Source organism: Diaphorobacter oryzae DSM 22780 (assembly GCF_059568935.1).
This window is the reverse complement of record NZ_JCANUL010000015.1, coordinates 1-12,798: the sequence shown is the minus strand read 5'-3', so window position 1 is coordinate 12,798 and position 12,798 is coordinate 1. Positions and strand designations below refer to the sequence as shown.

Below are 12,798 nucleotides of genomic sequence, written 5' to 3'. Positions count from 1 at the left end.
TATGCTGGTGCGCAGCGGCGACTACATCTCATCAGGACGGATGTCGCATGGCATTTATTGAGTTCGACTCCCGCAACTACTCTGGACACGAGCGCACGGATGCAGTGCGTGAAACTTGTGCCGCCATGGCCAACATGGCCCCTGATATCGTCGTAGACGATGGCAGCCTGAGCCTTTCCATGCGCATCCGCTTGCTGCCTGGTGTGGCCGTGGCGGCCGTCGAGTGTTCGCCCCTGCGTGTCCACCGCAGCACTCGCCAACTTGCCGATGGCAACGACGATGTGCTGTTGTTCCTGAACCCAGGCAACCCTGGGCAAGAAGGAGGGGATGGAAATTGGGTGGTGCACCAGCGCGGGCTGGGACAGCGGGGCGAACTGGCCAGCGCCAGTGGTTCGGGCTGCGTGGCCCTGAACGAACGGGCTGGCGACATTGATTTTCACGCCCCACGATCCGGTTGTCTGCTGATCGCATTTCCGCGCGAACGTCTGCTGCCGCAGGTAGCGGCTGTGGATCGCGTCCTGCGCGAGGGCCTGACCGACAGTCTGCCCCTTCGGCTGCTGACCCGGCAGGCACTGGAGCTGACTCGGCCCGCCAGCCTGGGCAACACTGGCGATGCGGAGCGCCAGCGTCTCAGCGAGCAACTTCTTGATCTCGGCGTTCTGGCACTAGGTGCCACACCCCAGGCGCAGGCACGCGCCAATGCACGCGGCCTGCGACAGGCGCGACTGAAGGCCATCAAGGCCGATTTGCGAGTCCATGCCTGGCGCGGTGATCTGTCGCTGGCATGGGTGGCCGCCCGCCACGGCATATCCGCCCGCTATGTACGCGCGTTGTTCGAGCAGAACGACAGCTCTTTCAGCGACTACCTGCTGGAGCAGCGCTTGCAGCGGGCGTGGGGTCAGTTGCGCGACCCGCGCCATGCGGGCAGCACGGTGAGCGAGATTGCGTATGGCGCGGGCTTCAACAACCTGTCCTGGTTCTACCGCGCCTTCAGGCAGCGCTTCGGTAGCGCGCCCGGCGACGTGCGGCAGCAGCCCGTGCAAGGCGCACCGGCCGCGGGTTCGTAGCCGCCACATACCGCATGTGTGGCGCTCAGTGGAAGCGCCGCGCCCGGCTTCTGCATAGCCTCGGCCGTTGGCTTTGCAGATTTTTTCCGACATGCGGACTTTTTCACTTTTCCCGTTCATCTGGCTCTCCCGCCTTTCCCGATGCGTTTTTCTTGCACCCGGGTGCCCGCAGCCCGCGTCCGGCGAACGCAAGGAAGGCGCGCCCGGTGCCATGCAGTGGCACCTGCCAACGGCCTTTCTGGCCCTGCTGTGCTGCGTGGCCCTGCTGCTGCCCGGCACGGCCCGCGCGCAGGCCACCACCACCCCCACGCTGGACCCCTTCAACTTTCAGGTCAATGGCTCCGTCCGCGCCTTTGTTCAGGACGGCGACAAGCTCTGGATTGGCGGCTGGTTCAGCTATGTCGGCGGCAGCCTTGCTCTTCGCCTGGCCCGCTTCAATGCCGATGGCACGCGCGATACCAGCATCGCCGTGCCCAAGCCCAACGACTGGGTGCATGCGCTGGCGCGCAGCGGCGAGCATATCTACGTGGGTGGCGATTTCAGCCATGTGAATGGCGTGCCGAGGCCTTACATCTTCCGCTTCAAGGCCGCCACGGGCGAGCTTGATACCAGCTTTCAGCCCCTGGTGGGCACCACGGCCGACACGCTCATCGGCATCAAGGAGCTGCTGGTGCAGCCCGACGGCAAGGTGGTGATCGCTGGCAGTTTCAAGGGCAATGGCAGCGCCCATGCGGTGCCCAACTACATCGCACGCCTGAACCCCGATGGCACGCTGGATACCAGCTTCACCCCGCCCAGTCTGAACAACGACATCTGGGCCATCGCCCAGCAGGGCAGCCGGTTGCTGGTGGGCGGTTATTTCACCAACGTCAGCGTTGGCGGCGCGGTGCGCCACCGCCTGATCCGCCTGAATGCCGACGGCACGGTCGATCCCACCTTCTCCGAACCGGGGTTGAGCAGCAGCGGCGTGTTCCACCTGAGCGTCGGCAGCGACGGCAAGATCAACGTGGGCGGCGCATTCAACGGCCCGCGCCAATACCTTGTGCGGCTGACGGCCGATGGCGCGCTTGACACCAGCTTTCAGGATCCCGGCATCGTCGGCAGCAGCGGCTATGTGGCCGACATGCTGCCGCACCCCGATGGCGGCTGGCTGATTGGTGGTTCTTTTTCCAGCGTGGGGGGTCAGCCGCGTGCCGACCTGGCCCGGCTGCAAGCCGACGGCTCGCTCGACGCCAGCTTTGGCCATCTCGCCATCAGCGGATTTCCCGACCGCGATGTTCGGCGACTGTATCCACTGGCCAACCGCCGCCTAGCCATTGGGGGACATTTCGGCAGCGTGCTGGGCCAGCCGCGATCCCACGCCGCGGTGCTGCGCCTGCCTGGCTTCACCGTCACCACCAGCGTCACCGGCGGCAACGGCGCGGCCACGCCCGCCACGCAAGACGCGGGCCCCGGCCAGCCCGCCACCATCGCCCTGGCGCCCGCTGCGGGCTATGTGGTGGATGCCGCTGGGACCACCAGCACCTGCGGAGCAGGCAGCCTCGACGCCGGTGGCTCCACGTACACCGTGGACGCCGTGACCGCCGATTGCGCGGTGACCTTCCGGTTCGCTCCGCTTTCCCACGCCATTGCCACCACTGCCAACCCTACCGCAGGCGGCGGGGTGACCTGTACGCCCAACCCCGTTCCCCACGGCGGCAGCACCACCTGCACCGCCACGGCCCATGCAGGCTACGACTTCGCAGGCTTCAACGGCGATTGCACCGGCATGACGTGCCAATTGACGGGCGTGACCGCACCAAAGAACGTCACGGCCAGCTTCAGTCCCGTGCTGCGGACCTTCAACGGCCCCATCGTGCCCGCCGCAGGCCAGCCGGGTGGCATCGGATCGGCCAGCGTCACGGGCGGCGGCCCGGGCTGTGCGTTCGACACCACGGGCACGTCCTTCGTGCCACCGCCCGCGTCCCCGCCTGCGGGCCTGGCACTGCCGCAGGGCATGCTGCACTTCAGGCTGACGGGCTGCGACAGCAGCGAGGTGACGGTGCGCGTGACCTGGCCGCACCCGGTAGCGGGCGTGATCAAGCATGGTCGCGCATCGTCCACGGCCACGACAGACAGCTACTACAGCCATCCGGGCACCAGCCATGGCGTTAACACCACCAGCATCAAACTCAAGGACAACGAACTGGGTGATGCCGACCCCGCCAAGGGCACCATCGTTGACCCGCTGGGGCCGCTGGCCGCAGGCACAGGCGCAAGCGGCGTCGCTCCGGTGCCCACGCTCGGCGAATGGGGCCTGATGCTGCTGAGCCTGGGCGTGGTCGGCCTGAGTGCCCAGCGTCTGCGTCGCGGGGCTTGAAGTCCTGGCTTGAAGCAGCCGCTCTTTCTTGCAGCAGACGGTTGTTTGTTGGGGCGGAGAAAGAAAAGAAGAAGGAAAAGTGAGCGCGAAGCGGGTCGGAAGAAATTTGTTGGGGTCTCAGAACGTGTTCACGAGCGTCCGATCTCAGGCAATCGGCGGGTAAAAAGACAACCTTACCCTCGCAATGGGATGCCGTGCGCCCCGAGATGGCCCAGGCCATCGAAGACCTGGCCGCAGCCACGCAGGGCGAGGCCGACGAAGGCATTGCCGATTCAGGCCCGGAGCATTTCAGCGCACTCTGGAGCCTGATGCACATGTCCTGCGTGTCCATGCCCATCGCCCGGAGGCCGCGCGGCCTGCCCATAGGAACGCAGGTGATCGGCGCCTACGGAGACGATCTGCGCACTTTGCAGGCGGCCGCCTTCGTGAGCCGCGTGGCGGCATCCGCGCTGTCCTGACGGCAGCCCCCAGCATGCCCGCAAGGGCCGGCTGGGGTCTTCTTCAGGATGGCTGTGCCGCCATCGCCATGCGCGCGCGCCGGGCGATGCTGGCGGCATCCACGCCGAAGAAGCCGCGCAGCGCGGCGCGCGTGTCGCTGCGGCCGAAGCCGTCGGTGCCCAAGGTGGCATAGGCCCGCCCCGCGGGGACGAAGGCGCGCACGGACTCCGGCACCGCGCGCACATAGTCGGTGGCGGCGATCACCGGGCCCCTGGTGCCTTCGAGCACCTGCGCGATCCACGGCATACCGGGTGCGGCGTCACCGTGCAGCAGCCGCTGCTCGCAGGCCATGCCGTCGCGCGCCAGCTCGCTCCAGCTCGTCACGCTGACCACGGTGGCGGCAATGCCCTCGGCCGCCAGCAGCTCGGCGGCCTGGACCACCTCGGTGAGGATGGCGCCGGAACCCAGCAGGGTCACTGCTTGGGATGAAATAGGCCCCTCACACCCGTCCATCAAGCGCGAATAGCTATTAAATTTATAGCATCCACGCAACACCCCCTTGGCCGCGCCGGCGGGCAGGTCGGGCTGGGCGTAGTTCTCGTTCATGAGCGTGACGTAATAGAACACGTCCTGCTGCTCCACCAGCATCTCGCGCATGCCCGCATCGAGGACCACGGCCAGCTCGCCCGCGTAGGCCGGGTCGTAGGCCTTGCAGTTGGGAATGGTGGCGGCCACCAGGTGGCTCGATCCGTCCTGGTGCTGCAGGCCCTCGCCGCCCAGCGTGGTGCGGCCCGAGGTGGCGCCCAGCAGGAAGCCGCGCGCGCGCTGGTCGGCGGCGGCCCAGATGGCGTCGCCCACGCGCTGGAAGCCGAACATGGAGTAGTAGATGTAGAACGGCAGCATGGCCAGGCCGTGCACGCTGTAGCTGGTGGCGGCGGCCGTCCAGCTGGCGATGGCCCCGGCCTCGCTGATGCCCTCCTCGAGGATCTGGCCGTCCAGCGCCTCACGGTAGCTCAGCACCGAGCCGATGTCCTCGGGTGCGTAGCGCTGGCCCACGCTGCTGTAGATGCCTACCTGCTTGAACAAATTGGCCATGCCGAAGGTGCGCGCCTCGTCGGCCACGATGGGCACGATGCGCGGGCCCAGTTGCGCGTCCTTCAGCAGCGCGCCCAGCATGCGCACGAAGGCCATGGTGGTGCTCATCTCCTTGCCCTGCGCCTGCAGCGCGAACTGCGCGTACTGCGCCATGGCGGGCACGGGCACCACGTCGCAGGCCGTTTCGCGGCGCGGCAGCGCGCCGCCCAGGGCCGCCCGGCGCGCGCGCAGGTACTGCATTTCGGCGCTGTCCTCGGCGGGCTTGTAGAACGCCAGGCCGGTGGCCTGGGCGTCGGTGAGCGGCAGGTTGAAGCGGTTGCGGAACTCGATCAGGTCCGCATCGTCCAGCTTCTTCTGGCTGTGCGTGGTCATCTTGCCCTGCCCCGCCTGACCCATGCCGTAGCCCTTCTTGGTGTGGGCCAGGATCACCGTGGGCTGGCCCCGGTGAGCGGCGGCGGCGGCATAGGCGGCGTGGATCTTCACCAGGTCATGCCCGCCGCGCTTGAGGCGGTCGATCTGCTCGTCGGTCATGCCCTGGGCCAGGGCGGCCAGCTCGGGTGTCTGGCCGAAGAAGTTGTCGCGGTTGAAGCGCCCGTCCTTGGCGGCGAAGGTCTGCATCTGCCCGTCCACCGTGTCGCCCAGCGTGCGCACCAGCGCGCCGGTCAGGTCGCGCGCGAACAGGCCGTCCCAGTCGCTGCCCCACAGGAGCTTGATGACGTTCCAGCCCGAGCCGGTGAACAGCCGCTCCAGCTCGTCGACGATGCGCCCATTGCCGCGCACCGGGCCGTCCAGGCGCTGCAGATTGCAGTTGACCACCCACACCAGGTTGTCCAGGCCCTCGCGCGCCGCCAGCGTCAGCGCGCTGGTGCTCTCGGGCTCGTCCATCTCGCCGTCGCCGAACACGCCCCAGACCTTGCGGCCCGCGCAGTCGAGCAGCCCCCGGTCGGTCAGGAAATGCATGAAGCGCGCGTGGTAGATGCTGCTGATCGGCCCGATGCCCATGGAGCCCGTGGGGAACTGCCAGAAGTCGGGCATCAGCCACGGGTGCGGGTAGCTCGACAGCCCCTGCGCGCCCGCGCCGGGCGCCGTGATCTCCTGCCGGTAGTGCCGCAGGTCGTTCTCGCTCAGGCGCCCTTCGAGGAAGGCGCGCGCATACACGCCCGGCGCGCTGTGCGGCTGGAAGAACACCAGGTCGCCCCGGTGCTGGCCGGGCCCCGTGCCCTCGCGGGCGCGGAAGAAGTGGTTGAAGCCGGTCTCGAACAGGTCGGCCGCGCTGGCGTAGCTGGCGATGTGGCCGCCCAGTTCGCCGTAGGCCTGGTTGGCGCGCACCACCATGGCCAGCGCGTTCCAGCGCATCAGCGAGGCCAGGCGCTCCTCGATGGCCAGGTCGCCCGGAAAGGCGGGCTGTTCCTGCACCGCCACCGTGTTCACGTAGGGCGTGTGGGGGTCCGGCTGCCAGCCCAGGCGCTGGGCGTGCGCCTGGCGTACCAGGGCGTCGAGCATGAAGCGGGCGCGCTCGGGGCCCTGGGTGGCGACCAGGGCCAGGAAGGCGTCGCGCCACTCGGCGGTTTCCTGGGGATCGATGTCGTCGGGGGCTGGCATGGTGTGCAGGGCGGAGAGGGGCAATGCGGCATTCATGCGGCCACTGTACGGCGCCCGCCCTGGAATGAGATGCCGTTTAGGGCATGGGCCAGCCACCCCACCCGGCATTTCATGCCGCAGATGCACCACAATGCGGCACATGAAGCTGGACAACATCGATCTGCGCATATTGGCCGAACTGCAGGCCGACGGCTCGCTGTCCAACGTGGAGCTGGCGCGGCGCGTGCACCTGTCGCCCTCGCCCTGCCTGGCGCGGGTCAAGGCGCTGGAGACGGCCGGGGTCATCAGCCGCTATGTGGCGCTGGCCAATGCGGCAGCGCTGGGGCTGGGGCTGAACGTGTTCATCAACATCAGCCTCAAGACCCAGAGCAAGGAGGCGCTGGCCGCGTTCGAGCAGCGCATCGCCGAACACGACCAGGTGATGGAGTGCTACCTGATGACGGGCGACAGCGACTACCTCATCCGCGTGGCGCTGCCCGACATCGGGGCGCTGGAGCGCTTCATCCTGGACCAGCTCACCCCCATCCCGGGCGTGGAGAAGATCCGCACCAGCTTCACGCTCAAGCAGGTGCGCTACAAGACCGCACTGCCCCTGCCAACGCTGTAGCGCGCTCAGCGGCTGGCAGGGGCAGTGGCTTGCGCTGGAGCATGCGCCGCATCTGCCGTCGCCACGCGGCGGCGCAGTTCCGCCAGTACCGCCTTCAGCCGCCGGGCGTTGTCGGGGCCCATGCGCACCAGGATCTTCTGGCCGCTGGAGAGTGCCTGCAGCTGTGGGTCCGCAAACTCGTAGCGCACCCAGGGCCGGGTGGACGGCACCTCGCCCGCCACGGGAACCAGCAGCACCTGCACAGGCCCCGCCGGCTCGGGCGCGGCGCGCAGGTGGTCCAGCACCGTCACCAAGCGGTCGTTGAAATAACGCCCCGGAAAGCCCAGCTCTTCATAGGCGGCCTGGAACAGCGGGTACATCCGCGCATAGAGCGTCACCGCAGCGTCCAGGGGCACGGCCTCCGCCAGCGTGACGAAGGCCTGGTAGCGCGCGGCATTGGCTGGGGCAATGCTCTGCGCGGGTGCGTCTGGCGCCCCATCCACCGTGAAGCGGCCTGGCGTGGGCTGCACGGGCCACAGGCGCGCAGGCGCCTGGGCGCGCGCCAGGTTGTCCACCGTGGCGACCATGCGGCGCACCATTCCCTCGGGCTGCAACAACGCTGCCGCCTGCGGCCCCAGCAACTCAGCCAGCGCACGGGCGACATAGGCGTCGGAGTCGGCCAGCGCAGGCAGAGTCTCGGCGGGCGGCTCCAACGCTTCCACGGGATGGTGCGGGCCCGACGCCGGCACCCGGGGCGGCACAGCAGGGGGCGCTGCCTCGACGGCGGGCGCTGTGGGGGCCGGCTCTGGCACCTGTGCCTGCCGCCCCCAGAGCCACCAGGCTGCGCCTGCGGCAGCAACGGCCACCAGGGCGATGACGGTCCAGACAGAGACCGGGGATTCCTGCCGGGGGTGAAGCTCGGCGGGGTCACGTACGGGCATTGGCAGTCCTTTCTCCACGAAACGCCTGCGTACTGGCCGAAGGCGTTACCGCTTCAATATTGATAGCAATTGACGCTTGACAGGCTTATGCTACACCCCATTTTCATATAAAGCCACGTCCACCACCAGGAATTACGCGGCCTGCCACCGGATCAGTCTCCGGTGGCCGCTGCCAGCCCCTGCAGCCAGGCCATGGTGTCGCGCAGTTCCTCGGGGCGGATCTCGTGCAGGCCCGGGTACTCGCGGTAGTTCAGCGTCAGCGGCAGGGCCTTCGCGTGGTCGCGGATGGCCTGGGCGCTGGCCAGCGGGATCACGTTGTCCTGCACGCCGTGACTCACCCACAGATGGCGGCCCGCCAGGGCCTCGGCCGGCGCGGCATGCGGCAGCGCCTGCGGCAGCAGCCGGCTGTGCCAGACCATGCAGCCGTGCAGCAGTTCGGGCCGCGTGAGCAGCAGCGACAGGGACATGATGCCGCCCTGGCTGAAGCCCCCCACCACCACGCGCCCGGCGGGAATGCCCAGCTGGCGCGCGGCCGCATCCACCGTCTGCGCCACCAGGGCGCGGCTGGCGGCCTCCTGCGGTTCGTTGATGTTGCGCGTGCCATCCGCGGCCACGGTGAACTCGAACCAGGCATTGGCATTGGGGCCCATGCGGTAGGGCGCGCGCAGGCTCAGCACGTGGAACGGCGCGGGCACGTAGGGCGCCAGGCCGAACAGGTCCTGCTCATTGCTGCCCACGCCGTGCATCAGCACCAGCAGCCAGGGCCGGGCCACGTTCGCGGCAACGGGACGGTACAGGAAGGAGAGCGGTAAATCGAGCATGGATCAGGGTCGGAAACAAGAAAGGGGAAATATGGGGGTCGCGCCGGCTCAGGCCGCCGCCGGCAGGGCGAAGGCGTCCATGGCCAGCATGCCGTACATGACCTCGCGGCTCAGGTACTGCGGCCGGGCGCCTTCGTCCGCGGCGCCCAGCGCAAAGAAGATCGGCAGGAAATGCTCTTCCGTGGGGTGGGCGCGCCGGGCATGCGGCGCCCGCGCCCGGTAGTCCAGCAACGCCGCCAGGTCGCCCTGGGCCAGCTGCGCCTCGATCCAGCGGCTGAACTCGACCACGTAGGGGGCGGGCTCGCTCGCGCCGCCGAAGAACTCGGCCAGGTTGTGCGTCATGCTGCCCGAGCCCGCGACCAGCACGCCCTGCGCGCGCAGGCTGCGCAGGGCCCGGCCCATCGCGTACACCTCGTCCGGGCCGGCCCCCACGGGCAGCGCCACCTGCACCACGGGCACGTCGGCCTGGGGGAACAGGTGCATGAGCGGCACCCAGGCGCCGTGGTCGAACGGGCGGGCCTCGTCGCCCTGCGCAGGCATGCCCGCCTGCTGCAGCAGTGCCAGCACCTGCTGCGCCAGGGCCGGATCGCCCGCGGCCGGGTACTGCAGCGCGTAAAGCGCGGGCGGGAAGCCGCCGAAGTCGTGCCAGGTCTCGGGCCGGGCGCCGGTCATGACCACAGGGCCGCGCGCCATCCAGTGCGGCGACATGATGACCACCCCACGCAGGCCGGGGTACTGCGCCTTCAGCTCGCTCCCCCAGCGCGTCAGCGCCGGACCGGTAATGCCGGCATCCAGCGCGAACAGCGGCGCACCGTGCGAGACGAACAGGGCGGGCATGGCGACGGCGCTGCCAGCGGGAATGGCGGGGGAAGTGGTGTGGTGGTTCATGTCAAAGCCTCTGGCGTGCATGCCCCCATATGGGAGCCAGGAGCGCAAAGCCAAGCACCATGAGCCGGATACAGCGTCCCATCCATCGCAGCAATCGCGTCCATGGAGGCACTTCAGGCACTCGCACGGGCGCCGCGCTCATTCCGCCGGGGTGGGCCTGCCCCGCAGCGCCTTGATGCCCGAGCGCCGGCTCTTGGTCTCCAGGCGCCGCTGTTTCGACCCCTGCGTAGGCCGCGTGGGACGGCGCACGCGCGGCGGCCGGGCCACGCTGTCCACCAGGGCCTGCAGGCGCTGCAGCGCATCCTGGCGGTTGGCCTCTTGCGTGCGGTATTGCTGGGCCTTGATGACCAGTACGCCCTGCAGCGTGAGGCGGCTGTCGCGCAGCGCCAGCAGGCGCTGCTTCACGTCCTCGGGCAGCGAGGAGGCGGCGATGTCGAAGCGCAGGTGCACGGCGCTCGACACCTTGTTCACGTTCTGCCCGCCCGCCCCCTGGGCGCGCATGGCGCTGAGTTCCACCTCGGCCGGGTTCACCGGCACGCGGGCGGGATGCTGTGGCGCATGCATGGCCGTGTCCTCGGTGCCCTGCGGGTCAGTCCCCGTCGGCGCCCGCCCGCAATGCGGCCAGCAGCGCCTGCATGAAGGCCTGCGGGCGCTCGAACTGCACCCAGTGGCCGGCCTCTTCGATGAGCGCCAGGCCACGGAAGTCGGGCGCCGCGGCGGCATAGGCGCCCTCCAGCGCAAGAATCCACTCCCTGTAGAGCGTGTCAGCGCGGCCATAGATGGCGTGCACGGGGCAGTCCACCCGCGGCAACGCGCGCGCCAGCGCATCGGTATGCGCCAGGCGGCGGCGCGGCATGCGGTCGCGCACCACGTTGTTCACATGCACGCCCAGGGCCAGCCCCTCCAGGCCGTCGATCAGTGCCGCATCGTGGAGCATGAGCGCGGCCAGGTTGTAGCGGTGTGCCTCGATCTGCCCGGCCTGGGGCAGGTGGCGCCAGGCCTTGAGCGCGAACTGCCGCTGGGGCACCACGCCCATGGCGGGCGCGCCCACCAGTACCAGCTGGCGAGCCAGCTCGGGATGGGCCGCCAGCAGCATGCCGGCCGTCATGCCGCCGAACGAGAACCCCACCAGATCGCACTGGCGCGGTCCGAACAGGGCCCGCAGGCCCTCCGCCAATGGTTCCACCAGCGCATCGGCATCCGCCCCCACAGGGGGCAGGGCCGAATCGCCAAAGCCCGGCAGGTCGGGAATCCACACCTCGCGGCCCGCGTCCACCAGGTCGCCAAGGTTGCGCACCCAATGCGTCCAACTGCCGCTGCCGCCATGCAGCAGCACCAGTGGAGGTACGCCATCACGCGGCGCACCCCAGACATGCCATAGGGTCTCGCCCGCGCCGCAGGGCGTGGTCGCGCGCCGCGCCTGCCGCTGCCAGGCCATTACCTCTGACGGCACGGGCAGCATGGCAACCGCTTGCGCAGTCACCATTGCGCCATGCCGTCGATGGCCAGCCCGTACCCCTGCACGCCAAAGCCGCACATCACGGCCCGCGCAGCGCCCGCGATATAGGAGTGGTGCCGGAAGCTCTCGCGCGCATGCACATTGCTGATGTGCAGCTCCACCAGCGGCACACCCGTGCCCTTGACGGCATCGAGCAGTGCCACGCTGGTGTGCGTGTAGGCCCCGGCATTGAGCACCACGCCGGCCAACTGGCCTGCGGCGTGCAACCGGCCGGCTTCGTGGATCCAGTCCACCAGCGCGCCCTCATGGTTGCTCTGGCGAAACACCAGGTTCAGACCATGGCGCGCACAGGCCGCGGCGCAGAGCTGCTCCACGTCGGCCAATGTCTGGGAGCCATACACCTGCGGCTCGCGCGTGCCAAGCAGGTTGAGATTGGGCCCGTTGAGGACGTAAACGGTTTTGGTCATGGAAGTACGGTCGAGCGGTTCAACGCAGGCCGCCTACCCAGGGACTGGGCGGGCCTGCAGACGCCCCGATTATGCGGGCCGCTCTTCCAAGTAGAAACGGCCCCGAAGGGCCGATGTCTGTCCGTTACGGATCAATGCAAGTGGCGCGGACGACGACCGCCACCATGGCCGCCCCCGCCCTGCCCACCCAGGCCCCTGGGGGGCTTGCCGATCTCCAGCGAGCTCACCAGCGCGTCAAAGCGCTGCGAGAACAGCTTGTCGATCTCGGACACCACGCCACCCAACTCCGAGCCATCGAAGTGGCGCTCCATGAGGTTGACGACGTCCTGCACCAGCAGATCGCGCTGCACCTGCATGATGGCGGCGGGCGTCGGACCCACAAACAGCATCACGAAGTCGTCGCGCGCCTCCTCGTCTTCCGGGGCTTCATCCTCATCGAACTCGGCGTCATAGAAGGTCACCTCGATGGCCGCACCCTGCTCCGCCAGTTCGTTGAGGCTCATGCACATCTCGTCGAGCGATTGCCGGAAATCCTCATCGCCACGCACCGTCCAGCACATCTGCAGCACATGCTCCTTGGCGTTGAACTGGATGCCCGGCTCCTCCTCGTAGGCGCTGGCGGCACCATCGGCGAGGGATCGCGCTCCTGCGTATTGCCACAGCGGCTTGAGCGCATCCTGAAGCTGAGCGAAATCCACGCTGGCCTGCAACTTCACCTGACCGTGGACATGGATTTCAAAGGGAGCGTTGTAATGTGACATATCGAATCCTCATGGTGCCCCGAGCCGGGGTCGAACCGGCACGCCCCTTTGCAGGAAAGCGGCGGATTTTAAGTCCGCAGTGTCTACCAATTTCACCATCGGGGCGCCGAACAACCAAGTACTTGGCGGCCTGACGGGGCAGCGCTTCAACGCAAGCGCCGTTCCGTGGCCACTCGCACCGCTCAACAATCCTTGCGGCCAATAAAAAAGGGAAGCCTTAGCTTCCCTTTTGATTTTTTGGAGCGGGAAATCGGGTTCGAACCGACGACCTCAACCTTGGCAAGGTTGCGCTCTACCAACTGAGCTATTCCCGC

12 protein-coding genes and 2 tRNA genes are annotated in these 12,798 nt (G+C 68.4%); 4 read left to right on the top strand and 10 right to left on the bottom strand.

All coding sequences use genetic code 11. The features are described 5' to 3' along the window. The first annotated feature begins 47 nt into the window (after window positions 1–47). From BP68_RS17575 to BP68_RS17565, 3 genes are all read left to right on the top strand, one after another. Window positions 48–1,067, top strand: coding sequence for a helix-turn-helix transcriptional regulator (locus BP68_RS17575; RefSeq protein WP_496374166.1), 1,020 nt, complete (start codon window positions 48–50; stop codon window positions 1,065–1,067). 211 nt (window positions 1,068–1,278) lie between these two features. Then, entirely contained in the window at window positions 1,279–3,426 is a 2,148-nt protein-coding gene (locus BP68_RS17570; RefSeq protein WP_496374164.1) for an IPTL-CTERM sorting domain-containing protein, read from the top strand. A 194-nt stretch (window positions 3,427–3,620) separates the two neighbouring features. Beyond that, the gene (locus BP68_RS17565) at window positions 3,621–3,884 is read left to right on the top strand and encodes a hypothetical protein (protein ID WP_496374162.1); all 264 of its coding nucleotides are present in this window, start codon (window positions 3,621–3,623) and stop codon (window positions 3,882–3,884) included. Between the two features lie 43 nt (window positions 3,885–3,927). Here the strand turns inward: BP68_RS17565 and mdeB are convergent, their stop codons facing one another. Then, entirely contained in the window at window positions 3,928–6,597 is a 2,670-nt protein-coding gene (gene mdeB / locus BP68_RS17560) for an alpha-ketoglutarate dehydrogenase (RefSeq protein WP_496374160.1), read from the bottom strand. 103 nt (window positions 6,598–6,700) lie between these two features. Here mdeB and BP68_RS17555 point away from each other — a divergent pair, with 103 nt between their 5' ends. Then, window positions 6,701–7,168: an Lrp/AsnC family transcriptional regulator gene (locus tag BP68_RS17555; protein WP_496374158.1), complete on the top strand. Its 468-nt coding sequence runs from the start codon at window positions 6,701–6,703 to the stop codon at window positions 7,166–7,168. Between the two features lie 5 nt (window positions 7,169–7,173). Here BP68_RS17555 and BP68_RS17550 read toward each other — a convergent pair whose 3' ends face one another. The 9 genes from BP68_RS17550 to BP68_RS17510 all read right to left on the bottom strand — a co-directional run bounded on the left by BP68_RS17550 (window position 7,174) and on the right by BP68_RS17510 (window position 12,798). Beyond that, complete coding sequence (locus BP68_RS17550; RefSeq protein WP_496374156.1) at window positions 7,174–8,088, bottom strand: DUF3014 domain-containing protein; 915 nt, start codon at window positions 8,086–8,088, stop codon at window positions 7,174–7,176. Between the two features lie 152 nt (window positions 8,089–8,240). After that, entirely contained in the window at window positions 8,241–8,909 is a 669-nt protein-coding gene (locus tag BP68_RS17545) for an alpha/beta hydrolase (RefSeq protein WP_496374154.1), read from the bottom strand. Between the two features lie 48 nt (window positions 8,910–8,957). After that, complete coding sequence (locus tag BP68_RS17540) at window positions 8,958–9,797, bottom strand: dioxygenase family protein (RefSeq protein ID WP_496374152.1); 840 nt, start codon at window positions 9,795–9,797, stop codon at window positions 8,958–8,960. A 138-nt stretch (window positions 9,798–9,935) separates the two neighbouring features. After that, complete coding sequence (gene arfB, locus BP68_RS17535) at window positions 9,936–10,361, bottom strand: alternative ribosome rescue aminoacyl-tRNA hydrolase ArfB (RefSeq protein WP_496374150.1); 426 nt, start codon at window positions 10,359–10,361, stop codon at window positions 9,936–9,938. A gap of 25 nt (window positions 10,362–10,386) precedes the next feature. Further along, window positions 10,387–11,283, bottom strand: a complete 897-nt coding sequence (locus tag BP68_RS17530; protein ID WP_496374148.1) for an alpha/beta fold hydrolase — start codon at window positions 11,281–11,283, stop codon at window positions 10,387–10,389. Then, a complete protein-coding gene (gene aroQ, locus BP68_RS17525) occupies window positions 11,277–11,723 on the bottom strand; it encodes a type II 3-dehydroquinate dehydratase (protein WP_496374146.1) in 447 nt (148 codons plus the stop codon). The genes BP68_RS17530 and aroQ overlap by 7 nt, the downstream gene beginning before the upstream one ends. 131 nt (window positions 11,724–11,854) lie before the next feature. Then, entirely contained in the window at window positions 11,855–12,484 is a 630-nt protein-coding gene (locus BP68_RS17520) for a DUF6806 family protein (protein WP_496374144.1), read from the bottom strand. Between the two features lie 12 nt (window positions 12,485–12,496). Then, window positions 12,497–12,589 (bottom strand) — tRNA-Leu (locus tag BP68_RS17515). A 133-nt stretch (window positions 12,590–12,722) separates the two neighbouring features. Beyond that, a tRNA-Gly gene (locus tag BP68_RS17510) sits at window positions 12,723–12,798 on the bottom strand.

Bases quoted from the DNA above. Each gene is read 5' to 3' on its own strand.
- BP68_RS17575 (WP_496374166.1), top strand. From the start codon at position 48: ATGGCATTTATTGAGTTCGACTCCCGCAACTACTCTGGACACGAGCGC.
- BP68_RS17550 (WP_496374156.1), bottom strand. From the start codon at position 8,088: ATGCCCGTACGTGACCCCGCCGAGCTTCACCCCCGGCAGGAATCCCCG.
- BP68_RS17555 (WP_496374158.1), top strand. From the start codon at position 6,701: ATGAAGCTGGACAACATCGATCTGCGCATATTGGCCGAACTGCAGGCC.
- aroQ (WP_496374146.1), bottom strand. From the start codon at position 11,723: ATGACCAAAACCGTTTACGTCCTCAACGGGCCCAATCTCAACCTGCTT.
- mdeB (WP_496374160.1), bottom strand. From the start codon at position 6,597: ATGAATGCCGCATTGCCCCTCTCCGCCCTGCACACCATGCCAGCCCCC.
- arfB (WP_496374150.1), bottom strand. From the start codon at position 10,361: ATGCATGCGCCACAGCATCCCGCCCGCGTGCCGGTGAACCCGGCCGAG.
- BP68_RS17540 (WP_496374152.1), bottom strand. From the start codon at position 9,797: ATGAACCACCACACCACTTCCCCCGCCATTCCCGCTGGCAGCGCCGTC.
- BP68_RS17530 (WP_496374148.1), bottom strand. From the start codon at position 11,283: ATGGTGACTGCGCAAGCGGTTGCCATGCTGCCCGTGCCGTCAGAGGTA.
- BP68_RS17570 (WP_496374164.1), top strand. From the start codon at position 1,279: ATGCAGTGGCACCTGCCAACGGCCTTTCTGGCCCTGCTGTGCTGCGTG.
- BP68_RS17520 (WP_496374144.1), bottom strand. From the start codon at position 12,484: ATGTCACATTACAACGCTCCCTTTGAAATCCATGTCCACGGTCAGGTG.
- BP68_RS17545 (WP_496374154.1), bottom strand. From the start codon at position 8,909: ATGCTCGATTTACCGCTCTCCTTCCTGTACCGTCCCGTTGCCGCGAAC.